Raw genomic sequence first — 15,582 nt, 5'->3', positions numbered from 1 at the left:
TTTGGCGTCGAACTGCGAAACAAGATTTCACGCATTGAAAAAGATCGGCATCTTCGGAGGCACCTTCGACCCCATTCACCACGGGCATTTGCTCCTGGCCCGCGATGCCCTGGAGCAACTTGGGCTGGACAGCCTGCTTTTCATTCCAGCCGCGCGCTCTCCCCACAAGACAGGGCAGAAACCGGCCGAGGCCGATCTGCGCGTGGAAATGATTCGTGCCGCGATCGAAGGCGAGCCGCGCTTATGTCTCGATGAGCTGGAGCTAGCGCGCCCCGCCCCTTCCTACAGCGTGGAAACCATCGAAGCGCTGAAACGGCGCGAGCCGGATTCCGAATTCATTTATCTCATCGGCGAAGACAATGTCGCGCAACTGCCGAGCTGGCATCGTTTCGCGGAACTGGAGAAGTTGGTGCAATTCGTGGTGCTCGATCGGAGCGGCCTGAAGTTCGAGCACCCGTATCCTGTAATTCACCGGCACATCGATATTTCCGCGACGGACATCAGAAACAGGGTTGCCAGCGGGCAATCCATTCGTTATCTCGTACCGCCCGCCGTCGAACAAATCATCCGCGAGCGTCAGCTTTACAGGGAGACTTAGAAATCACTGCCGAAAACCTAGCCAGGAGTTGCGCGGACCTCGCGGCGAACAAGAAGGGAGAGGACATTGTCGTCCTCGATCTCCAGGGAATCTCGACCTTCACGGATTTCTTCGTGATTTGCTCGGGGACCTCGGAGCCGCATCTGAAAGCGATCGCTGCTGAAATCGAAGAAAGATTAAAAGACGACCACGGCGTGCGCCCCGTTTCCGTGGACGGCTTCCCGGCGAGCCAATGGATCGTGCTCGATTACATGCAGGTCATCGTGCACGTTTTTCGTCGCGAAAAACGCGAGTTTTACAGCCTCGAAGACCTGTGGGGCGATGCGCCGCGCCTCGCCTGGGAACCGGCGGAAGAACGGCAATAGCAGCTTGCCAAATCCCGGCGCAGCCTCGATTACTTCGCGGTGGGTCTCGCCGGCGCCGTCGGCGTTGCAGTCGGCGCATTGGACCCGGCAGGCGACGGCTTCACCTGGGTTGTCCCAGGCGCCACGGCACCCGGAGCCACCGTCACCGGCGCTTCCGGCGGTTTGACGCTTAAAAGCTCCACTTCAAAAATCAGGGTCGCGTTTGGACCGATATCACGTCCCGCCCCACGTTCGCCGTAAGCGAGTTTCCCGGGAATAAAAAGCTGGTACTTGGAACCCGGCTTCATCAGCTGCAACGCTTCCGTCCAGCCGGGAATGACGCGGCTAACCGGGAAGGTCGCAGGCTCATTCCGCTTGTAGGAACTATCGAATTCCGTCCCATCGAGCAGGGTCCCTTTATAATTCGTCACCACCGTATCGGTCGCCTTGGGCGGATCGCCACTGCCTTCCTTCAGGACTTTGTACTGCAGCCCGCTTGCCGTCGTTTTCACTCCGTCCTTCTTGGCGTTTTCCGCCAGGAATTTCTCCCCTTCGGCGGCGTTTTTTTCCGCTGCTTTTTTCGTGTTTGCCGCCTGTTTCTCCATCATTTCCTTTTGAAAATCCTGCAGGACCTTGTCCCGATCTTCCTTCTTCATCGCTTCCTTGCCGGCGAGAGCGTCCTTGAAGCCGGCAAAAAATACGTCGGAGTTGAGCTCGACACTTTGCTTCTTGAAAGTGGTGCCAATATCATGGCCAATGCTGTAGCTCGCTTTGTCCTTTTGATCTTTGAGCTGTACTTTATCCTCGGCTAAACCAATCGAAGCCGCGCCAAGAACGGCCAGGCAAATAATGATACGTTTCATAAAAAGAAGAAGGCCGCGCGCAGTTGGGATTGTGAATCTAGGCGCTGCGGGAACTGGCACGCTAGAGAGGAAACCCGGATCGTCAAGCGCAGCCCTCCCGCCCCGCCGGAGCCTCCCCAGCCTCCTCGTGGCGGCCCTCGTGATCGCCGCAGCCTCGAGCAGCATCGCCGCGATCAATCTCTCGCCCGCCGAAACCCGCCGGATTGGAAATCGGATCTGGCAAAACGAATGCGGCGGGACAGTGGCCGGCCTGACTTCCTGGAATTCCGGGGAAAATTTTGCCTCGCTCGGCATCGGGCACTTCATCTGGTACCCGAAAGGCGTTCGTGGCCCGTTCGAGGAAAGTTTTCCGAAATTTGTCGCGTTTGCAGTCGAGCGAGGCACGGTGCTTCCAGCGGTTTTGAAAGCCAGGGGGGAGTGTCCCTGGAATTCCCGCGCCGAATTCAACCAGGCTGCCCAAAGCGCCCCAATGAGGGAATTGCGCGCCTTCCTCGCCAAAACGATCGATCTTCAGGCGGAATTCCTCGTCAAACGGTTGCAACAGGCGCTTCCAAAAATGCTGGCAGAAAGCGGGGGAGGCAACACCGCCCGGGTGCAGCAGCGCTTCGACCGGGTGGCAAGCTCCGCCATGGGATGTTATGCGCTGGTCGATTACGTGAATTTTAAAGGAGAAGGTGTTCTTGCCACGGAGCGTTACGCAGGACAGGGTTGGGGATTGTTACAAGTGCTTCAGGGAATGTCGCAGGAAACCAATGGACGTGACGCCGTCAAAAGCTTCGCGGAATCAGCTAAAACCGTCTTGAGAAACCGGGTCCGAAATTCGCCACCGGAGCGGAACGAAACACGCTGGCTTCCTGGCTGGCTCAAGCGAATCGATACTTACACCGGAAGCTAAATCAACGTGAGCTCTGTTTTTATTCGATCCAGCTTCGTCGCAGGGTGTGTCGCTTTTGCCCTGGCTTCGGCGTCCGGCCAGATCCCACGGCGGACTCCGCCACCCGCCCCGGCCAAAACGACCCAGACGCGCCAAAACCCTCCCAGGCTCGCGCCTTCCACTTCACCGGCCGCTCCCCAGCCGATGAAAAAAGCCAGCGACCTGATCTCAAAGCAACTCCCGATTAGCACCAACAACGCCGTGCTTCAGAAGACGACGCCCGAGAACTCGCACGTCATTGTTTCCCTGACGAAACAGCGCGCTTATCTGATGACCGGCGAAGAAATCGCCATCGACAGCCCAATCTCCTCCGGGAAACGGGGCCACACCACTCCGAGCGGCAATTTCACCGTGCTCGAAAAGGACAAAGATCATCACTCCAGTCTCTACGGCGACTACAAGGATTCCCAGGGCCGAACGGTGAGGGGCGGAATCAGCGCCCGGATCGATTCGGCGCCCAGCGGTACCCATTTCGTCGGTGCCTCGATGAAATGGTTCATGCGCCTGACGGGTGAAGGCGTCGGAATGCACGTGGGAATTCTCCCGGGCTACCCGGCGTCGCATGGTTGCGTTCGCATGCCGGAGCCGGCTGCGGCTGCCTTTTACGCGCACGTGAAGGTCGGCACGCCGGTCCGCGTCGATCCCTAACTCGCGATCAAGGCGCGCCGGAGCATTTCGAGCGCGGCCTGGGCGGTCAGCTCTTTGAACGTCGGCCGATCGTCCGGGAAAAAACGCTTCTGGATCTTCGTGGGTTGATCCGGGGCCGCGAGCGCGATGAAAACCGTGCCGACCGGTTTCTCGTCGCTGCCGCCGGAAGGGCCTGCAATTCCCGTGGTCGCCAGAGCGAAATCCGCGCTGCTTTTTTTGCGAGCGCCTTCCGCCATCGCGGTGGCGACCTGCCTGCTCACGGCTCCGTGTTCAGCAATCAGGGCCGGATTGACTCCCACGGCGCCAGTCTTCGCCTCGTTCGAGTAGGTCACGTAACCGGCAAGCAGAACCGCGGAGGCGCCGGGGACATTTGTCAGGCGGTGAGCGAGGTAGCCACCGGTGCACGATTCGACCAACGCCAGCGTCCGATTCTGTTCCGTCAGCATTTTCACGACGACCGTTTCCAGGTTGCTGCCATCGGTCGAAAAGATCGAGGGACCGAGCTTTTCGGTGACTATTTGCCGGGCCTGCGCAATGACCGACGGTGGGCCTATCAAACGAAGATCCATCTCTCCGGGGCGAGCACAATAGCCAAGCTCGAGGCCCGGAAGTTTCAGCAATTGTTCGCCGACCGCTTCTTCCACGAGCGATTCTCCCATTCCCGCGATCCGCAGCACCTGTCGCTCAACCGCCGCGTTTTCCGGGGGAACGATTTTGCCCAGAAGCGACAGGACCGAACCGCGAAACATCGGGTGCAATTCCCGCGGCGGACCGGGCAAAAGGAAAAGATGGGGGCGCTTCAGTTCGCCGTTCGCCGGCAAATAAAGTCCCGGCGCGCTGCCGTGCTCGTTGGGGAGGACCGTTGCGCCCTCGGGAACATCGGCCTGCCGCGCCACCCGATCGGTGAGCCGGAATCCGCGCCGCGCCGCCCTTTCCTGGATCGCGCTCAGGATCGCCGGATCGTGTTCCAATTTCAGACCGAAAAGATCCGCGGTAATTTCCCGGGTGATGTCGTCCGTCGTCGGGCCGAGTCCGCCCGTGATGAAGATGATCTCGGCCGCGCCCAAAGACTCCTCGATAGCCTTTCGAATCGCCTCTCCATCCGGCACGGTAATCTGCCGGTCAATGCGCAAGCCCAAAGGAAAAATCTCGCGGGCAATAAGGGAAAGGTGGGAATTCAGGACATCCCCAAGGAGTAGCTCGGTGCCGGTGTTGATGACGACGACGCGCATGAGAAACCACAAAACGTTACATCGTTAAATGGTTACAGCGAAAGCTCCGCCGATGTAACGCTCTTAACGATTAACGAATAGCGGCCGCGCAACGGCTACGCCGCGTCCTTGTCCTGCTTCTTCCGAATCAGCGGAAGCTTCTTCCCTTCCACCACGGCCCGATTGATCGTGACCTCGGCGATATCCTCGCGGCTCGGCACGTCGTACATGATCTCGAGCATGATCCGCTCCAGCATGGATCGCAGGGCGCGCGCCCCGGTTCCCTTGGTCACGGCTTGCGCTGCCAGGGCCTTTAAGGCGTCCTTGGTCACGCTCAGCCGCACGCCTTCCATCGAGAACAGCTTGGTATACTGCTTGATCATCGCGTTCTTGGTGTCGGTCAGGATCGCGACCATCTCTTCTTCCGTGAGGGCATCGAGGGCGCTGATAACGGGCAAACGTCCGATGAACTCCGGAATCATTCCGAAACTGAGCAAATCTTCCGGCTCGACGTGCCGGACAGCTTCTTTCGCCAGCGCAGCCTCGACTTCCAAAGTGGGGCTGCCGAAACCCATCATCCGCTGACCGATCCGCTTCTGCACGATCTTGTCGAGGCCGACAAACGCGCCGCCGCAGATAAACAGAATTTTCTCGGTATTAACCTGGATGTACTCCTGATGCGGATGTTTCCGGCCACCCTGAGGCGGAACGTTGCAGGTGCTGCCTTCGAGAATTTTCAGGAGGGCCTGCTGGACGCCTTCACCTGAGACGTCGCGCGTAATGCTGACGTTGTCCGTCTTGCGGCCAATCTTATCGATCTCATCGATGTAGACGATGCCGATCTCCGCGCGTTTCACGTCGTAATCGGCATTTTGGAGCAATCGCAGAATGATGTTTTCGACGTCTTCACCCACATAGCCGGCTTCGGTGAGGGTGGTGGCGTCCGCGATGCAAAAGGGCACATCGAGAATCTTGGCGAGCGTCTTGGCCAGAAGGGTTTTGCCGGATCCGGTCGGGCCAATAAGCAGGATGTTGCTCTTCTCGATTTCAACGTCCGCGAAAGGATCGGGCTGAAAAGCCGCGGAAGTATCGGCGGGCGTCGAACTTTGAAGGACCCGCTTGAAGTGATTGTGGACGGCTACCGACAGCGTTTTCTTCGCGATATCCTGCCCGATGACATATTGGTCGAGCGAGCGCCGGATATCCGCCGGTTTTGGGACCCGAATATTTGAAGACTGCCGGCGCGCATCTTCGTTTAGTTCCTTGTCCAGGATGCTCTTGCAGACATTGATGCAGCTATCGCAAATATAGACGCCCGGGCCGGCGATAAGTTTGCGCACCTCCGCGTGGCTTTTGCCACAGAAGGAGCACATTGTGAGGTTCGAAGCGCGCGCCATGGTAAAGGGCTAAAATAGCAGCTTTTATTCCTCGATCTTCCGGGGCAAAGCGGCTTCGGCGATGGCCGCCGCACCCTCTGGGGAGGCGCCATCCAGGAGCTTCGCTTCCTTGCGGGATTTGATGACCTCGTCCACCAGGCCATACGCCTTCGCTTCGGCCGCCGACATGTAATAATCGCGATCCGAATCCAGCCGGACCTGGTCCTCCGGTTTGCCCGTGTGCTGGGAGATAATCTTGATCAGGCGCTTCTTGAGCTTGAACATGTATTCCACCTGCCGCTCCACATCGCTCGCCTGCCCCTGCGCCCCACCCGATACCTGGTGGATCATGATATCCGAGTTCGGGAGCGCGAATCGCTTCCCCTTGGTTCCGGCGCAAAGCAAAACCGCCCCCATGCTGGCGGCCATACCAAGGCAATAGGTCGTCACATCGCAGGTCAGGAATTGCATCGTGTCGTAGATCGCAAGGCCCGCGGTCACCGAGCCACCCGGCGAATTAATGTAAATATTGATGTCCTTCTTCCCGTCCTCCATTTGCAGGAAGAGGAGCTGGGCAATGACGAGATTGGCAATGTGATCGTCTATCGGCGTTCCGATGAAAACGATCCGGTCCTTCAGCAACCGGGAATAAATATCGTAGCTCCGTTCACCCCGGCCGGTCTGTTCGACCACCATCGGAATGAGGACGGATTGAGAGAAATTTTTGTTAGTGGCGGTCATTTTTTATTCCGTCGGCGCGTCGGCCGCCGGTGCTTCGGAGGTCGTTTCAACGCTAACATTCGACTTTAGGAAATCAAGGGTCTTACCCAGCAGGATCTCTTCCGCGAGGCCGTTCATCCGGTCGTTTTCTTCAAATTCTTTCCTCATTTTTTCCACGGAAACGTTGTAATGCGCGGCCTGCGCGCGGATGCGTTCGTCCAGTTCCTGCCGGCTCACCTCGAACTTCTCCTGTTCGGCGATCCGGTGAAGAATGAAGTTCGTTTTCAGACGGTGCGCGGCGAGTGAACCAGCCCCCTCGATCAGCTCCTTCTCTTTGCCTTTGAGTAATTCGTCGGGCACGCCTCGCTCACGATTCCGATGCACCAATTCATTGAGCGCCCGCCGCGTCTCGTTTTTGAGCAGGCTCGGCGGCAGGTCGAAACTGATCCGTTCGTGCAGGAACGTTACGACCTGTTGTTCCTTGACGCGTTCGATCTCATGCTCCTTCTCGTGCTCGAGATTGTGCTCGATCGTGTGCCGCAAGTCGGCCAGCGTCTTGTCCGGCATGAGCTTCGCCGCAAAAGCGTCGTCCACCGCGGGCAGGACCTTCTCCTTGATCTCATTCAAGGTTACCGCGTAGTCCGCTTTCTTCCCGCCGAGTTCGGTGACGGGAAAATCGTCGGGAAAGAGAACCTGCACGCTTCGGGTATCCCCGGGCTTCATCCCGACGATTTGCTCGCAGAATTTCGGAAGAAAATTCTCTGGCGCGAGGTGCAGCCAGAATTTCCTCCCGCCATGAAGATTCTTGCTCGCCTCCGGCACGATCTCGCTCACCGGCACACCGTCGATCGCGCCGGTGAAGTCGATGACGGCAAAGTCTCCCATGGCCAGCTCGCGCTCCGCGACGTCGACGAAATCGGCTGACTGATCGCGTAGACGCTCGATGGCGGTATCGATTTCGGCCTCGGTGACCGCTGTGCTCGGCAATTGCACGGGAATGTTTTTGTATTCCGGAAGCTCGAATTCCGGGGCCGTCACGATCGTCGCGCGGAAGCGCATCGAGCGGTCTTCGCCAAATTCGACGTCACCCACGTCGGTCAGGGAAACGACCCGCAACTGCTTTTCCGCAATCGCCTCGTGGTAGCTCTTGGAAACGAGCGCCTTGGTCAGCTCCTCCTGAATTTCCTTGCGAAACTTCTTTTCGATGACCTGACGGGGCGCTTTGCCGGCGCGATATCCCGGAATCCGGGCATAACGCGAGTAATTGGCCGCGATGGCGTCCCATTCTTTGCGCACGTCTTCGGGAGGTAATTCTATCCGCAGGGTGGCGACGCCTTGCGGTTGATTCTCGACTTCTACTTTCATTTGCGCAGCGACGTTACGGGCGTGCCGCGTGATGCGCAAGGTAGGGACGCCGCGCTTGAGGCGTCCGGACGGCGCCGCGCACCGTCCCTACCAATCCACCTGTTCGCCGCGCACGTAAACAGCGTGCGTCCGCGAGACTCCAAAGTAATACGACAGCTCCCGATAATCGGGACAATCGTAGACGACAAAATTCGCGTCCTTGCCGGACTCGAGCGAACCGATCCGGTCGCCGCGGTTCAGACTGTAAGCGGCGTTTATTGTCGCCGCGGTCACGCTTTCCGCCGGCGTCATCTTCATTTGCGTGCTGGCGAGCGATAGCACCATCGGCATCGAGGGCGTCGGAGACGAACCCGGATTGAAATCCGTGGCGAGAACCACGCCCAGGCCGGCCTGAATCATTTCCCGCGCGGGCGGATAACGGGTTTTGCCCAACGCGTAGACCGACCCCGGCAGCAGCACAGGTTGAACGCCTGCCTCGGCCAGTGCGGTAATTTCGGCCGCGTTCACCTGCTCGAGGTGATCCGCTGTTGCCGCCCGGAGCCGAGCCGCCAGAAAAGCTCCCCCCGAATTCGCTAATTGATCGACGTGCATCCGCAGCCGGAGACCATGCTCCTGGGCCGCCCGGAGAATCCTTTCCGAATCGGCTATGTCGAAATAGCCGCGCTCGCAGAAAATATCGCAGCTTTCGGCCAGTTGTTCTTCGGCAACCCGCGGCAGCATTTTGTGGATAACGAGCGCGACATACTGCCCGGGGGCGTTTTGGAATTCGTCCGGAATCGCGTGGGCGCCGAGAAAGGTCGGCACGAATTCGATCGGCGTCTCTCGACTCAAGCGGCTAATCACGCGCAGAATCTTCAACTCGTCCTCTAACGTTAATCCATAACCGGACTTGGCTTCGACGGTTGTCGTCCCGCCCTGAAGAAACCAATTCGCATGCTTCTTCGCCTGCGCGAGAAGCTCATCTTCCGACGCGGCCCGGGTTTTGCGCACCGTCGAGCGAATCCCGCCTCCCCCGGCCGCGATTTCCTCGTAGGTGGCGCCGCGCGCTCGCATTTCAAATTCATCCACCCGATTTCCACCAAAAACGGGATGGGCGTGAGCATCCACGAACCCTGGCAACACAACTTTCCCCTCGGCCTCCACAATGAGCGTGTCAGCCGGCAGCCCCTTCTCGATTTCGTCCGAGTGGCCGGTCTTCACGACCTGACCGTCTTCCACGAGCATCCCCCCGTTTCTTAAGACGGCCAGCTCACCCATTTCCTCCCCCACCCTGGGCCGCTTTGGACCAGCCAGGGTAACGAGTTGGGTTGCGTGAAGAACAGCGAGCGTTTTCAACTTTTTAGCCGTTGTGCAACCCCCGAGGCGAAAGCCAGGAAAAACGACGCTGCCGCCAGGACGGTGCAATCGGCGACGTCTTTGGTCGGATCGACTTCAACAATATCGATGATCCGAACTAACGGATGCGCCCCGCACAGATAGGCTCCTCTCCTCAACATCCACGGCGAAAGCCCGCCCGGCCGGGAACCGGCACACGCAGGGGCAAAGGCGCGATCGAGCACATCCAGATCGAGATTCACATAAATGGCGTCGGTTTTTGCAGCCAGCAATTCCAGGGCATCCGACACCGCCGACTCAATTCCCCGCGTCTGGGCCTCGTCTGCCGTGAGGATGGTGATCGCAGAGTCGTGCGCCACCTGGGCGCAGGCCGGCGAATTGGTAAAAGGCTGAATCCCGATTTGGATAATGTTCGTTCCCGGGAGTCCCGCGCGCAGCAAAGCGCGAATTGGGTTGTCCGGCGTCGGCCCGCCTTGGAGATCGCGCACGTCGTGATGCGCATCGAAAGTGAGCAGGCCGCAGCGCGCGAACGGAAGGTTGAGCGCGTGCACAGCCGGGTAGGTGATCGCGCTGTCTCCGCCGAAGAGCACGTTGGCAACGCTCTCCGTCGCCGCTTTCTTGATGCTCTGAACCGTGCGAAAGAATATTTCTTCAACCGATCCATCCGCCAGGGGGGCATCCCCAAAGTCCAGGACCGACAACGAGGCGAGGTCGATCCCGTCGCCGGGATCGTAAAGGCTGTAGCGATCGAGGGCCTGCCGAATCGCGGCGGGCGCCAGCTCGCACTGGCCGGGCGTTCCGCCGCTGTTCAGCGGAAGGCCGAGAACTGACAGGGCGGCGGGGCCTGACTTTCGTTGGGCCAGCCACTGAGAAGCGCGTGGCCAGTTAGGATCTTCGCGGCTCACCCGAGCTTGCTTTCAACAATTGAGTGAATCTTCCTGAACTCAGATTCGGAGCTGGCGCTGACTTTCTGCAACTTGTCCTGAAGCGCGGATTTGAATTGCTCGTCCTTCAAGCCGGCCAGGTTAATGCGAACATTCATGCCCGCGCCTTCAATGCAGGCGCGCAAGGCAAGGAGGCCAACTCCCACGTCAGAAATCGAAGCGGGATTCCCGCTCTCGGCCATCTCGCCCAAGAGTTGATAAGCGTTGAACGCCGTCTCCATCACTCGCAACGGAATCTCGGCGGCATATTTGTTGGCGGATTGGATGGCGGCCGACCGCGCCGCTTTTTCTTCGGGTGATTCCTTGGGCAAAGCGAATGCCGCCATCACTTTGTTGAACGCCGCCGTATCTTCATCCACCAGGAAGAGCAGCTCATCCTTCAGCCGCTGCGCCTTCACCGCCCAGTCGCTGAAATAGTTGAGCTTATCGTCCCAACCGCGCTTGCCCGCAGAAAGATTGGCGACCATCCCGCCAAGCGAAATCCCAAGGGCGCCCATCAACGCGGCCACGGAACCGCCGCCCGGCGCCGGCGAATCGCTCAAGGTCTCGTTGCAGAACTGCCGCAGGTCCATCTTCACCAGCGATTTCTTGGCAGCGGATTCCATCTTGAATTCGATGATCTTCTCTTTGGGATCGAACGGTTTCAACTCACTTAATCCCATCGAGCGAACGGCGACGTCGATGAGTTCCTCCTCCGATGCGCCTTCCGACCACTTCTGTTTCCGAAGAAAATATCGGCCAGCTTCCACCAGACATTTCTTTGGGAGCATCCCAACGATTTCCGAACCCGTGACGCGCAGCCCGCGGTTGCTGGCTGATTCGCTGCAGGCATCGAACGCGGCGTGTAACGGCGTCTCCTCCAGATTGGTCAGGTTCATGGAAACCTGCGCCATTCCATATTCCTCCACATACCAGCCAATCGCCTTGACGTGCTTCAACGTTCCGGGAATGCGGACCGGTTCCCCGTTCTCATCGAGCACCGGCTTCCCGGAAGGCGTCCCATCGTCTGTCTTCACCCGGCCATTTTCACGCACGTCAAAAGCGACGGAATTGGCTCTGCGCACCGCTCGCGTATTCAGGTTTGCATTGTAGGCCACGAGAAAATCCCGGGCCCCGATTACCGTCGCGCCCGACTTTTCGCTGAAAACCGCAGGCCCAAAATCCGGTTTCCAGGCAGGCTCTTTTATCTTCTCGAAAAAGCCTTCGTACTCTCCCGCCCGGATGACCGAGAGATTGGACCGGGAAGAATCGCTCGCTGCCTTTTCGTAGAGATAGACTGGAATCTCCAGCTCATCGCCGACGCGTTTCCCCAAGGTCCTGGCGCAATCGATCGCTTCTTCCCAGCTCACGTTATTCACCGGAATAAACGGGCAAACATCCGTGGCACCCATCCGCGGGTGAGCGCCCTTGTGTTTTCGCATGTCGATCAGCACGGCCGCCTTTTGGATCCCACGGAACGCCGCTTCCACCGCGGCCTCGGGGCTGCCCGCGAAGGTGACCACTGTCCGGTTGGTGCTGGCGCCCGGATCGACATTCAGCAGCGAGATTCCATCCACGGATGCGATTGCGTCCGTGATCTGCCGAATGATGTCCAAATTGCGGCCTTCGGAAAAATTCGGGACGCACTCGATGATTTTTTTCATGACGTTACCAAATCAATCCCGCGCCTTCGGTTCCATTGGAATTCGGACGCTGTGAGTCCCGGCAAAATCAATCGCGCGCTGATAGCCGGCATCGGCGTGACGCAGGACGCCCATGCCCGGATCGCTGGTCAAAACCCGCTCGAGTCTTCGTTTCGCGCTCTCAGTTCCGTCCGCCACTACTACCATGCCGGCGTGCTGGGAATAACCGATCCCGACTCCGCCACCGTTGTGAATGGAGATCCAGGAGGCGCCCGCCGCCGTATTCACCAAGGCGTTCAGCAACGCCCAATCTGCGATCGCGTCGCTGCCATCGATCATCCCTTCGGTTTCGCGGAAGGGAGAAGCGACCGACCCGGTGTCGAGGTGATCGCGACCGATAACGATCGGCGCTTTGATCTCGCCGCGCCTGACCAATTCGTTCATGGCCACGCCAAATTTGGCTCGCGCGCCAAATCCGAGCCAGCAAATCCGCGACGGCAGGCCCTGGAAATGGATCCGCTCCCTGGCCAGCTTGATCCAGCGGGCAAGCGTCTTGTCCTCTGGGAAGAGTTCGAGGGCGAGCTGGTCGGTCCGCGCGATGTCCGCCGGATCACCACTCAACGCGACCCATCGGAACGGCCCTTTCCCTTCACAGAAGAGCGGCCGAATGTATTCGGGAACGAAGCCGGGAATATCGAACGCGTTTTCTACTCCGGCCTTTTTCGCCTGCGTCCGGATGTTGTTGCCGTAATCAAAAGTGATCGCGCCCATTTTTTGCAGCGCGAGCATTGCCTCCACGTGCATTCCCATCGAACGCATTGACTTCTCGACATATTTTTCGGGATCGCTCGCGCGCAACTCCAGCGCCTCGGCGAGCGACATCCCGTTCGGGACATAACCATTGAGCGCGTCGTGCGCGCTCGTCTGATCGGTGAGGACATCGGGCACGACCCCACGCTTCACCATCTCGGGCAAAACATCGGCGCAATTTCCGACCAGGCCGACCGAGAGAGCTTCCTGCTTTGCGCGCGCCCGATCGAGCAATTCCAGCGCCTCATCGAGCGAGGTAGCCAATTTATCGCAGTACCCGCTCTGCAATCGCTTCTCAATCCGCGCTGAATCGACGTCCACACCGAGGAACCGCGCCCCATTCATCGTCGCGGCCAGGGGTTGGGCCCCGCCCATTCCCCCGAGGCCGCCGGTAACGACAAATTTTCCTTCCAGGGTGCCGCCGAAATGTTTGCGGCCCGCTTCGGCAAAGGTTTCAAACGTCCCCTGCACAATTCCCTGGCTGCCGATATAGATCCACGAGCCGGCCGTCATTTGGCCATACATGGTGAGCCCCATTCGCTCGAGGCGGTTGAACTCCGCGTAGTTCGACCAATGCCCGACCAGGTTTGAATTCGCGATCAAAACACGCGGCGCTTCGTCGTGGGTCCGGAAAACGCCCACCGGTTTGCCGGATTGGATGAGAAGTGTCTCGTCGTTCTCCAATTCCCGGAGCGAGCGGACAATCGCGTCGAACGCTTCCCAACTCCGCGCCGCTCGACCGGTTCCGCCATACACAATGAGCCGGTCCGGATTCTCGGCCACCTCCGGATCGAGATTGTTCATGAGCATTCGCAGGGCAGCTTCCTGGTGCCAGCCTTTGCAGCTCATTTCGTTGCCGCGCGGAGCGCGAATGGGTCGTGGACTGCTCATTGTTTTTCCGTCTCGCTGTCGAACACTCCCTCGCGTATGGCGCGAGCGACTCGGGCAATGTCCGATGACATCGATCGGTCGGCATCCACTGCCTCGGAAAGAGATCGCACTTGTTGATACGCCCGCTCAACCCCGGCCCCGCTTTTGAGAGGACGCCGAAACTCCAGACCCTCCGCCGCCGCCAGAAGCTCGATCGCGATCAGGTGCTCGGCATTCTCGACAATAGTGCGCAGCTTCAGCGCGGCCGTCATTCCCATCGAGACATGATCCTCTTTTCCGCCCGAGGTCGGCAGATTGTCCACGCTGGCCGGATGCGCCAGGACTTTCGCGTCGTTCAACAAAGCGACGGCCGCGACGTGCAAAATCATGAAACCGGAATGCGTTCCGGCATGGGGAGTGAGAAAAGGCGGCAGTCCTTCGCTCGTGTCGGGATTTACCAGCCGGTCGGTCCGGCGTTCGCTAATGCTCATGAGATCGGTCACTGCGATCGCCGCGTAATCGAGGGCGAGCGCAAGCGGCGCCCCGTGAAAATTACCACCGGAAAGAACGTCGCCCGTCTCGGCAAAGACCAATGGGTTGTCCGTAGCCGAGGCCGATTCGACCTCCAGGACCTCTTCGCCGTGGCCCAGCGCCCCTCGCACAGCCCCGTGCACCTGAGGCATGCACCGCAGGCTGTAGGCGTCCTGGACGCGCGGATCGTTCGCGAGATGGGACTGCCGGATTTCGCTGTCCTGGAGGAGCTGACGCAGGTGCTCCGCGACCGCTTGCTGCCCTGGATGGGGCCGCGCGCTGTGAATCCGGGGATCGAACGCGGTTGGCGTGCCTTTCAACGCCTCGAGGCTCATGGCTCCCGCAATGTCTGCCACATGTGCCAGTCGGTTAGCTCGGAACAACGCCAGGCCTCCGACGGCGTGCATCGCCTGGGTGCCATTCAATAAGGCAAGCCCTTCTTTTGCCTCCAGGACGACTGGTTGCAATCCGGCTTTCTCGAGAGCTTCGCCGCTCGGCAGGCGTTCCCCATCGTAAAACGCCTCCCCTTCCCCGATGAGCGTGAGAGAAAGGTGCGCCAGCGGCGCCAGGTCCCCGCTCGCGCCGACGGAGCCTTTTTCCGGAACCACTGGGATGACCCCGCGATTGAGGAGTTCGCAGAGCAGCTCAATCACCTCCAGACGAATGCCGCTCAAACCGAGCACGAGAACGTTCGCCCGGAGAAGAATCATGGCCCGAACCTCTGGAATCGAGAGCGGATTGCCGATGCCGCAGGCGTGGCTGCGAACAAGGTTCAGTTGCAGTTGGCGCAACTCTCCCGCCGCCACATGGACGTCGGACAATTTGCCAAAGCCGGTGCTGACCCCGTAAACCACCCCACCCCGCGCCACGATATCCTCGATGACCTTCCGCGAGGCGTGGATCGCGGCGTGGGCGGAGGCCGCAACTTCGAGCTTCACGTCGCCATGAGCGACCTGCGCGATTTCCGAAAGTGACAGGGGACGGCCGGTCAACTGCATGGGTCGCATCTTATGAAGTAGTTCGAGAAAAGAAAGGTGTAGCTGCCGCTGTCATTGGGCGAAGTCAGACCGGGCCGACCCTGCCCGCAGACGGCGGCAGCCCGGCGTCGGCAGCACTGCCAGGAAAGAAGAGAAAAAAGGCCAGGCCGACGAGACGACCTGGCCTTTTGGTTAAAGCTATCCGCAGACGGACAACTGACGGTTATTTCGAGTAGGTCGAGGTCGTGGTGGTGGCTGCTTCCTTGTGTTGAGAGCAAGCCCCCAAGCTCAACGCACCGGCCGCAATGGCCACGATCATGATCGCTTTTAAAATTTTCACTTAATATTTCGCCTCCTTTCCGAGCAAGTTGCTGCCGTCATTTAGGCAGTTAAGACCCCTGACGCAACGCTTTTCTCGACTTTTTTCCGGGGCA

At 59.3% G+C, this 15,582-nt stretch carries 14 protein-coding genes; 4 read left to right on the top strand and 10 right to left on the bottom strand.

Going from position 1 to position 15,582, the window contains the following annotated elements; genetic code table 11:
- Positions 1-34: 34 nt before the first annotated feature.
- A complete protein-coding gene (nadD, locus tag VJU77_13745) occupies positions 35-598 on the top strand; it encodes a nicotinate-nucleotide adenylyltransferase (GenBank protein HKP04411.1) in 564 nt (187 codons plus the stop codon).
- Positions 526-963, top strand: a complete 438-nt coding sequence (gene rsfS / locus VJU77_13740) for a ribosome silencing factor (GenBank protein HKP04410.1) — start codon at positions 526-528, stop codon at positions 961-963. Before nadD ends, rsfS begins: the two co-directional genes overlap by 73 nt.
- 29 nt (positions 964-992) lie before the next feature.
- Here rsfS and VJU77_13735 read toward each other — a convergent pair whose 3' ends face one another.
- The gene (locus tag VJU77_13735) at positions 993-1,805 is read right to left on the bottom strand and encodes an FKBP-type peptidyl-prolyl cis-trans isomerase (GenBank protein ID HKP04409.1); all 813 of its coding nucleotides are present in this window, start codon (positions 1,803-1,805) and stop codon (positions 993-995) included.
- 127 nt (positions 1,806-1,932) lie between these two features.
- Between VJU77_13735 and VJU77_13730 the strand changes: the two genes are divergently transcribed.
- Both VJU77_13730 and VJU77_13725 read left to right on the top strand, forming a co-directional pair.
- The gene (locus tag VJU77_13730) at positions 1,933-2,700 is read left to right on the top strand and encodes a hypothetical protein (GenBank protein ID HKP04408.1); all 768 of its coding nucleotides are present in this window, start codon (positions 1,933-1,935) and stop codon (positions 2,698-2,700) included.
- 183 nt (positions 2,701-2,883) lie between these two features.
- Complete coding sequence (locus VJU77_13725; GenBank protein HKP04407.1) at positions 2,884-3,387, top strand: L,D-transpeptidase family protein; 504 nt, start codon at positions 2,884-2,886, stop codon at positions 3,385-3,387.
- Here VJU77_13725 and VJU77_13720 read toward each other — a convergent pair.
- The 9 genes from VJU77_13720 to hutH all read right to left on the bottom strand — a co-directional run bounded on the left by VJU77_13720 (position 3,384) and on the right by hutH (position 15,178).
- A complete protein-coding gene (locus VJU77_13720; protein ID HKP04406.1) occupies positions 3,384-4,619 on the bottom strand; it encodes a CinA family nicotinamide mononucleotide deamidase-related protein in 1,236 nt (411 codons plus the stop codon). The genes VJU77_13725 and VJU77_13720 overlap by 4 nt on opposite strands.
- Before the next feature lie 95 nt (positions 4,620-4,714).
- The gene (gene clpX / locus VJU77_13715) at positions 4,715-5,995 is read right to left on the bottom strand and encodes an ATP-dependent Clp protease ATP-binding subunit ClpX (GenBank protein ID HKP04405.1); all 1,281 of its coding nucleotides are present in this window, start codon (positions 5,993-5,995) and stop codon (positions 4,715-4,717) included.
- 24 nt (positions 5,996-6,019) lie between these two features.
- Entirely contained in the window at positions 6,020-6,715 is a 696-nt protein-coding gene (locus VJU77_13710; protein ID HKP04404.1) for an ATP-dependent Clp protease proteolytic subunit, read from the bottom strand.
- Positions 6,716-6,718: 3 nt separating this feature from the next.
- Positions 6,719-8,059 carry a trigger factor gene (gene tig / locus VJU77_13705; protein HKP04403.1) on the bottom strand — a complete coding sequence of 447 codons (1,341 nt, stop codon included), beginning with the start codon at positions 8,057-8,059 and terminating at the stop codon, positions 6,719-6,721.
- An 87-nt stretch (positions 8,060-8,146) separates the two neighbouring features.
- Entirely contained in the window at positions 8,147-9,394 is a 1,248-nt protein-coding gene (gene hutI / locus VJU77_13700) for an imidazolonepropionase (GenBank protein ID HKP04402.1), read from the bottom strand.
- Positions 9,391-10,299, bottom strand: coding sequence for an arginase family protein (locus VJU77_13695; protein ID HKP04401.1), 909 nt, complete (start codon positions 10,297-10,299; stop codon positions 9,391-9,393). The genes hutI and VJU77_13695 overlap by 4 nt, the downstream gene beginning before the upstream one ends.
- Positions 10,296-11,981, bottom strand: coding sequence for a glutamate formimidoyltransferase (gene ftcD, locus VJU77_13690; GenBank protein ID HKP04400.1), 1,686 nt, complete (start codon positions 11,979-11,981; stop codon positions 10,296-10,298). The genes VJU77_13695 and ftcD overlap by 4 nt, the downstream gene beginning before the upstream one ends.
- 12 nt (positions 11,982-11,993) lie before the next feature.
- Positions 11,994-13,661 carry a urocanate hydratase gene (hutU, locus tag VJU77_13685; protein HKP04399.1) on the bottom strand — a complete coding sequence of 556 codons (1,668 nt, stop codon included), beginning with the start codon at positions 13,659-13,661 and terminating at the stop codon, positions 11,994-11,996.
- A complete protein-coding gene (gene hutH, locus VJU77_13680; GenBank protein HKP04398.1) occupies positions 13,658-15,178 on the bottom strand; it encodes a histidine ammonia-lyase in 1,521 nt (506 codons plus the stop codon). The genes hutU and hutH overlap by 4 nt, the downstream gene beginning before the upstream one ends.
- Between the last annotated feature and the right edge of the window lie 404 nt (positions 15,179-15,582).

It is taken from the genome of Chthoniobacterales bacterium, from assembly GCA_035274845.1.
In the GTDB taxonomy this organism is placed as follows: domain Bacteria; phylum Verrucomicrobiota; class Verrucomicrobiia; order Chthoniobacterales; family UBA10450; genus AV80.
The sequence above is the reverse complement of the archived record's forward strand: the minus strand, read 5'-3'. Positions and strand labels throughout refer to the sequence as shown.

Excerpts from the sequence above, each read along its gene's own strand:
- VJU77_13735 (HKP04409.1), bottom strand. The coding sequence starts at position 1,805 with ATGAAACGTATCATTATTTGCCTGGCCGTTCTTGGCGCGGCTTCGATT.
- VJU77_13725 (HKP04407.1), top strand. The coding sequence starts at position 2,884 with ATGAAAAAAGCCAGCGACCTGATCTCAAAGCAACTCCCGATTAGCACC.
- VJU77_13720 (HKP04406.1), bottom strand. The coding sequence starts at position 4,619 with ATGCGCGTCGTCGTCATCAACACCGGCACCGAGCTACTCCTTGGGGAT.
- clpX (HKP04405.1), bottom strand. The coding sequence starts at position 5,995 with ATGGCGCGCGCTTCGAACCTCACAATGTGCTCCTTCTGTGGCAAAAGC.
- VJU77_13710 (HKP04404.1), bottom strand. The coding sequence starts at position 6,715 with ATGACCGCCACTAACAAAAATTTCTCTCAATCCGTCCTCATTCCGATG.
- tig (HKP04403.1), bottom strand. The coding sequence starts at position 8,059 with ATGAAAGTAGAAGTCGAGAATCAACCGCAAGGCGTCGCCACCCTGCGG.
- ftcD (HKP04400.1), bottom strand. The coding sequence starts at position 11,981 with ATGAAAAAAATCATCGAGTGCGTCCCGAATTTTTCCGAAGGCCGCAAT.
- hutU (HKP04399.1), bottom strand. The coding sequence starts at position 13,661 with ATGAGCAGTCCACGACCCATTCGCGCTCCGCGCGGCAACGAAATGAGC.
- hutH (HKP04398.1), bottom strand. The coding sequence starts at position 15,178 with ATGCGACCCATGCAGTTGACCGGCCGTCCCCTGTCACTTTCGGAAATC.